Genomic DNA, 13,249 nt, shown 5'->3' on the forward strand with positions numbered 1-13,249 from the left:
GCTTGTCGTGGTTTAGTCCTTTTCCGCTTCAAGGGTGTAAGTCATAGCGACACCGAGAACTAACATAGCCGCCATAATAGCGATGATGGCGTCGCCGAGCCACGGTTGCAGCGCTGCGTATACCGCTCCCACAACAAACAATACAACACCAATAAAGGTATTTGCACTGCCCACCAGTTCTGTCCGAGATTGCCCCTCTTCGATGTCCAAAGTGTAGGTTTTACGACCATTGCGTACGCCGGTATGAGCAACAGACAAGATGAAAAATAAGCCCACTGAAAGCCAAAGCTGTTGCGGTTGCAGCCAGAGTAGCCCACCACATGCGAGTACAGCGAATATGCCAGAAACTCTAAGTGTTGCCCGCGCGCTGCGATCGCTTAATCGCCCCCAGAGCTTGGCGCTCAGTAAAGCAGCTAGTGCCTCAGCGACCAAGTAATAGAGTGGCAAACGATTATCTTGGGATGATTGGGCGAGAACAAAAAAAGGCGCAACCAGTGCGGAATGCACGAAAATCGAACGCACAATGATGAAACGCCGAGCCGCACTGGATAACTTAGGTAGTAGTTCGTACCACTGCGTTGTTTTGTGTTCACTCGTCGCTGCAACGTCTACTTCTGTTTTGATCGGCCACATGATGAGCAACGTCACGCCGAGCATCAGTGCAGATATGAGTGCTAATACCAACATCGCATTATGTGATTGAAACAGCGAAAACGTCGCGATTGGAACTGCCACCAATAAAGTAACAATGCCAGAGAACATAGTTGCATTACCAATGAGTCCGCCGCGCTCTCCTTTCTCAACGATATCTGCTTCTATGTCTTTTACTGTCAGAGAACAACACGCTCGGCCCAAACTGTAAAAGGCGAGCAGCAACATAAAGCCTAAGGCATACCACCAAGTCTGCCCCTGCAGCGAATAACTTGCATAATGCCAACATAAAAGCACCAGCAATACACTACCACTGATTTGTAACGCCATGCCGAAGCGCCACACTTTGTAGCGTTGGCCATGTTGGCGAAGATAGACGCTGAGTGCGACCTGCGGCAATAACGCGATAGATTCTCGAATGGGTACGACCCAACCCACCAACCAACTCGGTAAGCCGACCCCCAGGATAAGTCCGGGTAACAGCGTCTTTGCCGAGAACAAGACGCTGGCACATTTATTTGCGGTTAGGGCAATAACGAGGCGTATTGCGTCAGGCAAGTTTCTTCACCACTGCAGTGTAGCTCGGTAATACTTCAGCGCCGTCTAGTAGTCCCTGTTCTTTCAAATAGCGATGCAACGCAGCCAAGCGATACGGCGGAACCTGCGGTAACCAATGGTGTTCTATATGATAGTTTACGTGATTGGGTGCCACAGTTAAGCGTGCCAACCAACCAGCATGAACAGTGCGCGCGTGCTTGCGAGGGTCACTATGTAATAAGTCTGGCACGCTAGCATGCTCCGCCGCATTCCTGATGCGCGAAAACAAGCTAAACGTGGTGAGGTAAGCTATCCAAAATAGCGCATAAGAAACGCCACTATCTAGCGCTAAGCAAACACCTAGCAAGATAATGTGAAGGAGCACGGGGCGGTAGAGTTGTTGCGAAAAATTAAGCAGCGCTCTTCGCAATCCAGGCCAGTGCATGTGCCGTGTGTTTTTATAGGCCATATCATATTCAAGTATTCCGGCATGCATTAATAAAACGGCAAAAAAATTCTTTAATCCAGTAATACCCAAACAGTCACGCAAAATTTTACGTCGCAACGAGCCTGAGGATACCGGGTACGGCGCATAATTGGGGTAATCCGGATCGTCCTTAGTGCCCGCATTTGCATGATGCTGTAAATGGTAACGTTGATAGCCATCAAACTGCGCAAAAATAGGTGCCGCACATAGCCAGCGCCCTACCCAAATATTCGCCTGTTTTGACTTAAACAGGGCAAAGTGTGCGCAATCATGCATGAGAATACCCAAGCCTAATTGTCGATTACCCAACAAAATCACACTCAACAGGTAAGCCAGCCAATGTGGCCAGACTACAGGTAGGGTTAAAGCAAATAAGATCAGCGCATAATTCACCAATACTAGATAGGCGCCCTGCCAGTCAGAGCGGACCATAAATGGGCGAAAATTGAATTGTCTAATAACGCGTAAATGATCATTCATACTTCTGTACTGCGCTAAGGTGCGTTTTCACTCAAGGTTTTTAAGTTTGCTAATCCATCTTCAAAATCGGGCCCTAGAAGATAATCCATGAAGAGTCCGAAGTAACGATACACAACACTATCGCCGACATCTCCAGCATCTTGCCAAGTTACCTTTATACCCTGCGAAACCGGCTCAAGGATCAACGTTCCAGTGCTTTGCATAGCCATATCAGGGAACGTTAACAAGTATTCCACGCGTTTGTCGTGCTCTAGTTCAGTGATCACCATAACCCCGTTGCCTTGCGTCTCGCTTTGCCACTCAGAGCGCATCCCGACTGCACGGTCGGGCCCACTGTAAGTCACTTGCATATGTGGATCACGTTTAAACCAAACGCCCCACAACTGCCATTGGCGTAGGTCAACGACTCGGTCATAAATACTCGATGCAGGCGCATCGATTATAATCGAACGCTGTATAGCGAAGGTCGAAGGTAACAGCACCCCAACCCCATAAAGCGCTACCAGTATGATACCTACACCGATGGCTAGGCGTTTCAGCACAAACATACCCATCCTTTTTAAACTAATCTGACCACCAGTGTATAACATTCTGTTAACACATGCTAAGACAACGATTGGACCAGTCTAGGCCAACCAATAATCCAACTCACCGCATCAAACTAGCGTTTGTCATTGAGCTGTAGTAAGAGTAGGGTAATTAGTGAACAGAAAAGCAGTTTTACTTTTACTTTAATTGCATGGAACCTGACCGATGGCTGGCAACAATTCCCGTTATATTAGTAATTTAACAAAAGAAACTTACGCTCTAATTTTGGCTGGGGGGCGTGGCTCCCGGTTACATGAACTAACGGATTGGAGAGCCAAACCTGCGTTATATTTTGGTGGTAAATTTCGTATTATTGATTTCCCATTATCTAATTGTATTAACTCTGGCATCCGCCGTGTGGGCGTGGTGACGCAATATAAGTCGCACAGTTTGATCCGGCATTTAGTTAGAGGCTGGGGCCACTTTAAAAAAGAATTAGGAGAATCCATAGAAATTTTACCAGCATCTCAACGGTTCTCAGAAAGTTGGTATGAAGGGACTGCTGATGCGGTATTTCAAAACATCGATATTATCCGTGATGAGTTACCTAAATATGTCATGATCCTATCTGGTGACCATATCTATCGCATGGATTATGGGGCCATGATTGCTCGCCATGCCGAAAGCGGTGCTCAAATGACCGTCAGCTGTATGCCAGTAAAAGTTGAAGAAGCTGCGAATGCGTTTGGGGTTTTATCTGTCGATGAAGACATGCGAATTTTAGGTTTTGAAGAAAAGCCTGCCAACCCCACTCCACTGCCCAATGATCCAACCCACTGTTTAGCATCGATGGGTAACTATGTATTTAACACCGAGTTTCTATTTTCAGAATTAAAGCGTGATGCAGAGAAAAGTGGTTCGCAACGGGATTTTGGTAAGGACATTATCCCCAGTATAATTGCCGACCATCCGGTGTATGCGTATCCGTTTGCTTCTGGTGATGCAGGTGCAAACTACTGGCGAGATGTAGGTACTCTCGATTCATTTTGGGAAGCTAATATGGAATTGGTTTCTCCTGTACCCGCGCTAAACTTATACGATCGCAAATGGCCAATTTGGACCTATCAAGAACAACTTCCACCAGCTAAGTTTGTATGGGAAGAAGAAAACCGACGGGGGGAAGCCATTAACTCGGTTGTCTCTGGGGGGTGTATTATTTCCGGCTCGACACTGCGCCGCAGCCTGTGTTTCTCTAACGTGAGGGTGCACTCGTACAGTCAGATCGAAGAGGCGGTGATCCTGCCTGATGTCGTGATAAATCGGCACTGTAAGGTCCGCAAAGCGATTATCGACCGGGGGTGCGTAATTCCAGAAGGTATGGTCATTGGATACGACCACGAACAGGATCGAGCACGGGGATTTCGTGTTTCAGGCGGCGGTGTCGTCTTAGTTACCCGCGAAATGCTCGGGCAACCGGTCGGCTTCTAAGCGCTCACACGTTCACCATGCGACACTAATTCTTCAGTTAGGGTCGTAATTAGCTGCGCAATTTCTAATGGCCGTTCCAATGGAAACATGTGGCCTCCAGGAACGGTTAAGTGCTTGAGATTATTTTGCCGAATAAACGCATTGCGTAAAAACGGGACACAGACGTCGGTTTGTTCACCGGTTACAATGACACCCGGGCATTGAAGCTTACCCGAAAAGCGATTCAGATTATGCGGAATGGTACGAAACACCTGTGCTTCAACATTAGGATCAAAGGTTAACACCTGTTCATGCTCGGACTGCTCGATAACAGCCGCAACGTAGTCAGCGATACAATCTCGATCCATATGCCTGAATAACCCTTTATTAGCGAAGTAGTCCACCAAATCCACGGACCGCTGCCAGCGTCGCCTTCGGGTAATGGCTAGTTGAGCGGGCGTAATTCGGTCGATCACCCCTACTCTTTTAGCTAAGGCAAAAAGATGTCGACTGAAACCGCTCGCCAAGGGCGGATCGAGCATGATCAAACCACAAAACCGTTGTGGTTCGATACACGCTGCTAAATAAGAAACCACCGCCCCAAATGAATGTCCAACTGCAACAACTGGAGTGTCTGGCGCAACGTGTTGAGCAATATAATCAAGCACTTCATGGGCCAGTTCGCGCCAATTATCGTTAACCGGAAATCGAGACGAATGTCCCATTTTCTCAATTGCAAAAACGGGGTACGAGCGCTCGATTTCAGTAAAAAGCTTCTGATAAGTGCCAGAGGGAAATCCGTTGGCATGCGCGAAATGTATAACGGGAGAGTGACTCTGCATGTAGTGCCTATAAATGCTGTAAAAATTGCTGCGGTGTTTGCCCAGTCCAGCGCTTAAATGCACGCCGAAAATTGGCTACATCTGAGTAACCTAACTGATACGCTACCTGTTTGATTGTGGATGAATGTTGCTGCAAATATTGTTGTGCGAGTGAGCAAAAAGCATGCTCCACGATCTGCTTAAAGCTTGTCCCCTCGCGTAACAAATGCCGATGCAAGGTTCTTGGCGTTACATTCAACTTCGCTGCGATGGCATTCAAGTCTGGGTACTGGGCAGATGTCGCTATCACTTGTATCAATACCTTGGTCTGCCAATTGATATGCACTAGTGCATTAATGCGCTCTCGTTCACAAAACTCTTTGGCTTGTTGCAGGCTCTGTGGATCAATATGTCGCAGTGGTTTGTTCAGCCAATGATTCGCTAAATGTATACAGGTATACGGCTGCACAAAGACACATTTCTGTTGCAGCAAAGCCTCATACCGAGTTGCATAATTAGGCGGCGAATAGGAGAAATCGATACACGTTATGACCCGATCGCGACAGTCTAATTGTTGCGCCATGGCACTTTCTCGGTTAAACGCTACACCATTGATTATTGACGTTAATGTTGCCACCAATACTTCAGTTAATGGCCGTAATATTTGTTCATCAATGAGCATGGAATGGAGTCGAATTTGTGTCGTCTCGGACTCACGCTTAACCTCAACAGAAAATAATGGCGTTCGCGTAATGAGATAACGTTCAAACAGACTTAAAATTTGCGCAACGTTGCCACAATTTAATAACGCAAACCCTAAAGCACCGTGATGATTAATGGATAATTGTGCGCCCAATAATAACCCCAAATGCGGTAAGCGTGATTGTGTCACTGCTGACAAAATCAGTCGTTGATAAGCGGCTAACGAGATTTTGCAATCATTGCGCATCAGATCCGCTTCACACAGATCTTCCGCTGCCAGCCAGCGCTCGATTGAACATCCCTGGGTGCGCATGATTTCCGCGACTTGGTGTAAATAATATAACGCCACAGAAGTTTGCTGCTTTACGTCAATTACCGCCATGAACTGTTCCAAGCGAAAAGGAAGTTTGCATTGTCTCGTCATGATGCAGTGGAAGAAAGATCCTGTCAATAAATGACTCCCCTTTGTCAATAAATGCCCTCCCCGCGCCGATCGGTAATTGCGAAGCTTTGACCAACTTAGTTTTGAACAATGTAATGCAACTGCGGAGACCTGAGCATGGGGTTTAAATATTTAAAGTTTTTTAGTTACTATTTCATTGCTTCCATTGGTTGTCTTTGTTTACTGCTGGGCGGTGCATGGGTCCTTTTAGGCTACATAAGTCTCGTTCTATTTTTTATCATCGGAGACGCATTTTTTGGTGATGACCTAAGCACCCCCAATTATGCCTATCCGCAAATACTAACCGGGATGCTTTGGCTTGCTTTGCCCATCGCCCTATTGATCGTGTTGTGCGGCGTGCAAGTGGTTGCCGAGGAAAAGATTTATCTACCCGTGATTACCGATTATCAGGTTGCAAGCAACGGTGTAGAAGTTGTTGTGGCTGTGCTTTTCTGCGGATTTATGCTCGGTGGTGTTGGCACTATCAGTGCGCACGAACTAGTCCATCGAGTGGGGGACCGCATTAGCGTGACCATTGGGCGCTGGATCCTCGCTTTAAGCTTTGATGCTAACTTCTCTATCGAACACGTGTATGGTCATCATCGCTATGTCGCAACAGCCATTGATCCAGCCACGGCGCCGCGTGGGCGAAATGTTTACAGTCATATTATTCATTCAACCGTTAAAGGTAATATCAGTGCATGGAACATTGAAAAGCGCAGGCTTGAACGCCGGGGTGTTGCATTAATCAGCGCGCATAACCGTTGTCTACGCGGATACTTTATGAGCCTTACGTGGCTAGCTGCAGTGTGGATGGCTTTTGGTATAAGTGGCTTTTTATTTGCTGTAGCAGCTGGACTAATCGCTAAAGCGTTACTTGAAATCGTTAACTATATGGAACATTACGGCATGCTACGCGACCCCAAGCAACGTGTTATGCCTCATCATTCGTGGAATTCTAATCGCCGGATAAGTAGCTGGTGTATGTTTAACTTGTGTAGACACTCACACCACCATGCGCACGGCGCGGTGCCTTTTCACAAGCTAAACCCTATGCCAGAAGCCCCGGCAATGGTCAGCGGGTATATGGCAACCGTATTTCTTACCCTAATCCCGCCACTTTGGTTCGCGCTCATGCGGCCCAAACTAGCGCAATGGGACCGCACTTATTCGAGACCAACTGAGTAACCGCTACTTAGCAGAGCGGGCATTTAATGCCCGCGATCAGCAGCCGCTTGCCAATCCTTGCGGATTTGGGTACTCGTCCAAAGAAACACGACAATAGAAAGTACATACATAAATACCAAGTATTCCAACGCTGTAGTTAGTGCTACGGTTTCACCCAGCTCTGGTATCATTGACTGACTGAAGATCCCTACTAGCGTCGGCCCACCGCCTAAAGCAATAATATTCAACACAAAGAAAAATAGTGCTGTAGACATTGCACGCACGTTAACCGGTGCTAAGGTTTGTGCCATTGCAAAAGAAGGGCCCAAGTACGAGCCGCTGGTGAATAAGAAAACCGTAATCAAACTCAATGACAAGGTTACACTTTCAACTTGCAATGTGTAATAGAATGCAGGAACTCCAAGAATTAATGCTATAGCGGGAAGCAGCGCGTACGCGCGGCGGTCATATTTGCCCCACTTATCAGCCAATACGCCGCCTAACCAGACGCCAAGTGCATATGCTGTTCCATTAATAATGCCAAACGCGATTAAAAGATCGCGAATAGGATAATCTGGATGTACGCGAACATAGAAATCAATTAACCATGTTGAAATCGCATAATTTCCGAAGGACGCAAATGAGATACCCAAACACATACCCCACCACGTTGGGATGGAAAGCAGGATCTTAATAGACTTTTTAACACTTGGCCGGGAGCTGTCGTCTGAAGAAACCGTCTGAGAGCGCACCGGCTCTTTTATGGTTAGCTTCATTAAGATAGCAAGAGCGATCCCCGGCAACCCAACGCTGATCATAACAATACGCCAGTCAGCACTACCACCAGTGAGAAAAAATGCCGAAGCGAAGAACGCTGCCATAATACCAAACGGAATACCCAACGAGTATATGGCTAACGCGCCAGCGCGCTTTTCCTTGGGAAATAAATCACTGATGATACTGTGTGAAGGTGGACTGCCTCCAGCTTCACCGATCCCTACACCAATGCGCGCCAAAGCCAATTGTGCATAATTGGTCGCTAGCCCCGACAACGCAGTGAATCCGCTCCAAAGAGTTAGTGATACGGCAACAATATTAACCCGGTTATAGCGGTCTGCTAACCATGCTATCGGGATCCCAACAATCGTATACAGTAAGGCGAAGTAGATACCTTTTAGGTAGCCCAGCTGAGCATCATCCAAGCCCAAATCAGCCTTAATGAACGGGCTTAAAATACCCAAGATTTGCCGATCTATAAAATTAAAGGCGTAAACCAGCGTAAGAATGATCAAGACATAATTGCGGTAGCCATTAGAAACTTGATTGGTCTCTGCAGGGGTCGTAACGTTACTATTTGCACTACTCATGTTGGCTCTTATTATTGTTTCGACGTCTCATAGTACGGAAAACAATCAAAAGAGCTCAACTAAATGTTAATTATTTGTGATCATCACTAAAACTATTTGCACTTGAATGACGTATCAAGCACCATAAGCCCAACTCATCCGACCAGAGACCGCGCATGCATATCGATGAAATTATTCAAACTATCAATAGCACCCAACAACTTGACGGTGACACCAATCAAGTTCAACTAGCGTTAAACGACACTTGGGCGCAAGGCCGAACTGTCTATGGCGGAGTGTCTGCAGGGATCGCCTATGCGGTAGCTAAACCACTGGTCTCAGATGATCGAGTTCTACGCAGTATGTCAGTCAATTTTGTTGGGCCATTAGTTTATGATTCAGCCTTTACAGTAATCGCCAAGACCCTGCGCAGCGGTAAAAATGTGTCGCAGTTACAGGTTCAAATTCTGCAACAAGACAAAGTGTGTCTTGCTGCGTTGATTTGTTTTGGCGTTGGTCGAGCGTCTAAGTTAAAGGTCAACAAAGGCCTGACACATGCTCTTCCCGAGCCACAAAAAGCCAAGTTCATACCACAAATACCTAAAGTCACACCGCGCTTTTTGCGTCATTTCGACTTATCTATTGAAGAAGGTGGTGTTCCTTTTATGAATGGTAAGAAATCACATTACTATGGTTGGATGCGCTTTAAGCAAGCCCCTTCAGTCATTACAGATGTGCATTTAATCACTTTAATTGATGCTTGGCCGCCAACGTTATTGCAACAATTAAAGTGGCCCGCTCCTGCCAGTACGGTGAGTTGGAACATTGAGTTTTTACATCCTCATCGTCCAGTACAGCCCACTGATTGGTTTGCCTACAAGGCAGAAACCCGGCAAGCGGGAGAAGGCTATGGACACACTGAGGCAAACATTTGGGATGCAGCCGGAGAGCTTATCGCACTGAGCAGACAAACGGTCGCTGTTTTCGATTAATACACGATAAAGCTACTTGGATTAAATAGCGAAATAATATTAATGCATTGCAGATTAGTGATATCCAGAGCGGTTTCTATCTGTGTATCATCAAATTCCACAGCTTCATTTAAGAAGGGCTGTAAATTAGCAAAGGGTTCATACACATCTTGGTGCACATTATCGAGCGCTAACACATAGGCCAATTGTATTACCCTTTCATCAGCCTGTTCAGCCGGGAACAGTTTGTGGTGCACGTTTTCAACGAGGCTAACCAGGCTCATAGGCAAGCCCCAGTTTTTCATAATCTCGGCGGATAACTGCGAGAACGTAAAGCCGCATAAGGTTTGTTGCATAACACGTGGTGTGGTGTTTTTGTTGATTGCTGAACACTGGGAAGCAAGGTCGGGATACGACTGAACCATAGCTAATTCACCGATATTATGCAGTAAACCAGACACAAAAAGCCGCTCAGGCTCAGGGATCCGCTTGCGCTCAGCAATATATTTTCCGAGTAATGCACAACTTAGGCTTTGCTCCCAAAACTTATCTAAGTCAATAACGTTGCTACTCACTGTGGCAAAGGTTTTGGCAACACCGTAGGAGACTGCTAGGTCATACAAGGCTTTCGTCCCAATGATTTGAATCGCTTTAGCGATAGAATCAATGCGATTAGGGAAATTATACAGTGCGCTGTTCGCGAGTTTGAGTAACTGTGCGGTTAGGGTCGGATCAAAGGTAATTAAACTAGCAATATCCTCAACGGTAGATTGTTCATCATCAATCACTTTTTTTAACGCAGTAACGGTTTCAGGAAGTGCGAACATGTCAGCAGCTTCTGCAGCATAATCAACAACATTCATTATTTGATTCCAACCTTTTGAGATAACTCTGTAGCACTGATAGTCAAATTAATCGTAGCAGAAGCTTCTGCGTCATGGATCATTTCGACAATTTTTTCGTTTACCGGACAGACCAAGCCCAATTGTTCAGCTTGCGCTAACACCGCTCCGTTTAAAAAATCCACTTCAGTTTTCTTACCGCTGTGCAAATCCCACCACATTGACGTTTTAACCGTCGGGTCAATCGCTAACATTTTATTCGCCACCCGCTTAAACAACCAATTCGGCAGACGCAATATGAACGGAATAAAACGTCCCTCTACCGAGGCTACTTTAGGGAGTTTTAGTCCTAACGCGTTGGTTACCAATAATAGCTCTTCCATCATTGCAGCAATAATGCGACGAAACTCTCTTTGTTCAAGCATAGCTTTGACTGGAACATTCGCCAATGCATTCACACTATTTCCTAGATTCAATTGCAACTTAGCCCACTGAACCGCTGTCATATCAGCAGTAAAAGCGATTGGTAATAAGCCTTTTCCCTGATTCGAACTTATGTCATCCGGAGCGCATAATAAACGGGTTAAACGTTCGTCATAAGCCGACGACTCAAGCGTTAACGAGCCCTGTGAGCCGCGGTGAAAATGTCCGTCAGCTAAAGTAACCACATTGAACGGCACCATGACCCGCAACACTTCATTATGGGGGTATGCCTTACGTAAAAGATGATCAACCCCTAGCCCATTTTGGCAACACAAAATGACTGTTTTAGGTCCGACGAAAGGAGCCATATCACTGATTGCTTGATTTATCGCGGTGCACTTTACCGTTAACCATATAATGTCTACCGGTTCGGTGCAGTTGGATGTGAGTTCGGTTATCACTGAGACGTCCGACAGTTCAGCTCGGTTCTCTTGGTAGTCGGTCAAAACCATGCCCTGTTGCAACGCCTGCCCCATACGCTGGCGGCAATAGAGATAAACGGTGTGAGGCTTTTTCTGTTTGCGCGCCACAAGCGACAAACATCCACCCAAATAGCAACCAATAAGACCTGCGCCAAACACCAATTGAGAAGTCATGATAAATATCAATATCGCATCAAATTATTGATATCATACGCGATATATTTCTCAAGCCTAGCCTTAAAAAGAGTCAAATTTATGCGTGTCGTTGTGATTGGTTATGTCTGGCCTGAGCCTAACTCCTCAGCAGCTGGCCGCAATATGTTAAATATTTTATCGGCGCTGCAGGCACAACAATGGGACGTGAACTTCGTTTGCGCAGCGGCTGACAGTGAACACGCCGTATCCTTGCCGCAATTGGGCATCACTACGCATCATGTGGCCATTAATGATCCAGCGTTTGACCAACTAATCCAGCAACTTGAACCCGATATCGCCCTCTTCGACCGGTTTATGATCGAAGAGCAATTTTCTTGGCGTGTTCGCAAGTATTGTCCGCATACCCTGTGCATCTTAAACACTGAAGATTTGCATGCATTGCGCAGTGCCAGGCATCAAGGCTTGAAAGCAGAAAGTGAAACAATCAATTTGCATACGGATAAGTTTTATCGCGAAATTGCGAGTATTTTGCGCAGTGATCTTACCCTGTTGGTTTCGAATGCAGAAAAGCAATTCCTCCAGCAGAGCTTTGCCATTAGCGATGAGTTGTTGTGTCACTTTCCGCTATTTCCTACAATTCAGTCAAATACTGCAGTACCCAGTTTTGAGCAGCGCAGTGACCTGGCATTTATTGGTAATTTTAGGCATGAACCAAACTGGGATTGTGTGCGCTACTTATACACTGACATTTGGCCACGCCTTAGCCAACAATTACCACACGCTAAGCTAAGAATTTATGGTGCGTATCCGCCCCCCAAAGCAACTCAATTGCATTCTCCACGTAAACGTTTCTTGATAGAAGGCTGGGCACGCGATGCGCAAGAGGTGCTGGCAAACGCTCGGGTATGCCTAGCACCTGTGCGATTTGGTGCTGGAATTAAAGGTAAGTTTTTAGACGCTTTTCAAGCAGGCACTCCCTGTGTTACCTCAACAGTTGGGAGCGAAGGGTTAGACCCAACTGACGAATGGCCTGGTGCGATTTGTACTGATGATGACGCAATCATTGCGGCAGCTTCAACGCTTTATAACAATCAGGAGCGCTGGCAAATGGCGCACACTAAAGCGCTCTCGCGACGCGTAACTGCTACAGACCTAGCACGTGAACAACAGAGGCTGGTCGAATACATCCAGCAAGCAAAACAAGACCTCGCTGGGCGTCGCTCACGCAACTTTATTGGTGCTATGTTACGTCATCACCATTTGGCAAGTACTCAATACATGGGGCAATGGATAGAGGCGAAAAGTGCGTTGAAAGCAGCCATAGCTGCGACTAAAGATGACTAACTTTGCTGAATACGACGGATAACCGCCGCCAATCCGTTTTGCCTCGAGGGACTTAAAAAACGCTGTAATCCAATCTCAGCGAGATAAGCCTGATAATCAAACGTTTGCTGTTCAGCGGGAGCCAGCGCGTTAGCTTTCTCCAAAATAATCGCCAACAAACCACGGACAATCTTGGCCGGCGAGTAAGCCGAATAAATCCGTTTACCGCTATCAGCTTTAGTGACGCCCATCCAAACCGCGGCTTCACAGCCCACAACTTTGTTCGCGTCAGTTTGGATCGCGGGACTATCAGCCAGCAAAGATTTGCCGGCCAGCATCACTTGACGCAGCATGCTGTCCCACGCATTACAACTCGCGACTTGTTTAGCTAATGGAAGTAAAGAATTATCGTGTTTCAATCGAG

13 protein-coding genes are annotated in these 13,249 nt (G+C 46.5%); 4 read left to right on the forward strand and 9 right to left on the reverse strand.

Annotated features, from left to right (window positions below; all coding sequences use genetic code 11):
* Positions 1-12 precede the first annotated feature (12 nt).
* Genes CSH92_RS13945 through CSH92_RS13955 form a run of 3 tightly spaced genes read right to left on the reverse strand, consistent with a single transcriptional unit; the run spans position 13 to position 2,703 of the window.
* Positions 13-1,209, reverse strand: coding sequence for an MFS transporter (locus tag CSH92_RS13945; protein WP_100658264.1), 1,197 nt, complete (start codon positions 1,207-1,209; stop codon positions 13-15).
* Complete coding sequence (locus tag CSH92_RS13950) at positions 1,202-2,155, reverse strand: fatty acid desaturase family protein (protein ID WP_100658265.1); 954 nt, start codon at positions 2,153-2,155, stop codon at positions 1,202-1,204. The genes CSH92_RS13945 and CSH92_RS13950 overlap by 8 nt, the downstream gene beginning before the upstream one ends.
* A gap of 14 nt (positions 2,156-2,169) precedes the next feature.
* Positions 2,170-2,703, reverse strand: coding sequence for an SRPBCC family protein (locus tag CSH92_RS13955; protein WP_100658266.1), 534 nt, complete (start codon positions 2,701-2,703; stop codon positions 2,170-2,172).
* 205 nt (positions 2,704-2,908) lie between these two features.
* On the opposite strand from CSH92_RS13955, the gene glgC reads away from it, so the two are divergent.
* Positions 2,909-4,171 (forward strand): glucose-1-phosphate adenylyltransferase, encoded by a 1,263-nt coding sequence (gene glgC / locus CSH92_RS13960; RefSeq protein ID WP_100658267.1) that lies wholly within the window; start codon positions 2,909-2,911, stop codon positions 4,169-4,171.
* On the opposite strand, the gene CSH92_RS13965 is transcribed toward glgC, so the two are convergent.
* The gene (locus tag CSH92_RS13965; RefSeq protein WP_100658268.1) at positions 4,168-4,992 is read right to left on the reverse strand and encodes an alpha/beta fold hydrolase; all 825 of its coding nucleotides are present in this window, start codon (positions 4,990-4,992) and stop codon (positions 4,168-4,170) included. The two genes, glgC and CSH92_RS13965, sit on opposite strands and share 4 nt — an antisense overlap.
* 7 nt (positions 4,993-4,999) lie before the next feature.
* Positions 5,000-6,055, reverse strand: a complete 1,056-nt coding sequence (locus CSH92_RS13970; protein ID WP_164084751.1) for an AraC family transcriptional regulator — start codon at positions 6,053-6,055, stop codon at positions 5,000-5,002.
* Positions 6,056-6,232: 177 nt separating this feature from the next.
* Between CSH92_RS13970 and CSH92_RS13975 the strand changes: the two genes are divergently transcribed.
* Positions 6,233-7,303 carry an alkane 1-monooxygenase gene (locus CSH92_RS13975; RefSeq protein ID WP_100658270.1) on the forward strand — a complete coding sequence of 357 codons (1,071 nt, stop codon included), beginning with the start codon at positions 6,233-6,235 and terminating at the stop codon, positions 7,301-7,303.
* Positions 7,304-7,326: 23 nt separating this feature from the next.
* On the opposite strand, the gene CSH92_RS13980 is transcribed toward CSH92_RS13975, so the two are convergent.
* The gene (locus CSH92_RS13980; protein ID WP_100658271.1) at positions 7,327-8,649 is read right to left on the reverse strand and encodes a spinster family MFS transporter; all 1,323 of its coding nucleotides are present in this window, start codon (positions 8,647-8,649) and stop codon (positions 7,327-7,329) included.
* A 155-nt stretch (positions 8,650-8,804) separates the two neighbouring features.
* Between CSH92_RS13980 and CSH92_RS13985 the strand changes: the two genes are divergently transcribed.
* Complete coding sequence (locus CSH92_RS13985; protein ID WP_100658272.1) at positions 8,805-9,620, forward strand: acyl-CoA thioesterase; 816 nt, start codon at positions 8,805-8,807, stop codon at positions 9,618-9,620.
* On the opposite strand, the gene CSH92_RS13990 is transcribed toward CSH92_RS13985, so the two are convergent.
* Together CSH92_RS13990 and CSH92_RS13995 are read right to left on the reverse strand one after the other, a co-directional pair.
* The gene (locus CSH92_RS13990) at positions 9,617-10,462 is read right to left on the reverse strand and encodes an HDOD domain-containing protein (RefSeq protein ID WP_100658273.1); all 846 of its coding nucleotides are present in this window, start codon (positions 10,460-10,462) and stop codon (positions 9,617-9,619) included. The two genes, CSH92_RS13985 and CSH92_RS13990, sit on opposite strands and share 4 nt — an antisense overlap.
* Positions 10,462-11,520 (reverse strand): 2-dehydropantoate 2-reductase, encoded by a 1,059-nt coding sequence (locus CSH92_RS13995; protein ID WP_100658274.1) that lies wholly within the window; start codon positions 11,518-11,520, stop codon positions 10,462-10,464. The genes CSH92_RS13990 and CSH92_RS13995 overlap by 1 nt, the downstream gene beginning before the upstream one ends.
* An 81-nt stretch (positions 11,521-11,601) precedes the next feature.
* Between CSH92_RS13995 and CSH92_RS14000 the strand changes: the two genes are divergently transcribed.
* Positions 11,602-12,846 (forward strand): glycosyltransferase family 4 protein, encoded by a 1,245-nt coding sequence (locus CSH92_RS14000; protein WP_100658275.1) that lies wholly within the window; start codon positions 11,602-11,604, stop codon positions 12,844-12,846.
* Here CSH92_RS14000 and CSH92_RS14005 read toward each other — a convergent pair.
* Positions 12,843-13,244 carry a SufE family protein gene (locus CSH92_RS14005; protein ID WP_124916964.1) on the reverse strand — a complete coding sequence of 134 codons (402 nt, stop codon included), beginning with the start codon at positions 13,242-13,244 and terminating at the stop codon, positions 12,843-12,845. The genes CSH92_RS14000 and CSH92_RS14005 overlap by 4 nt on opposite strands.
* Positions 13,245-13,249: the final 5 nt, after the last annotated feature.

This window comes from Neoalteromonas flava (genome assembly GCF_002807685.1).
Classification (GTDB): Bacteria; Pseudomonadota; Gammaproteobacteria; order Enterobacterales; family Alteromonadaceae; genus Alteromonas_E; species Alteromonas_E flava.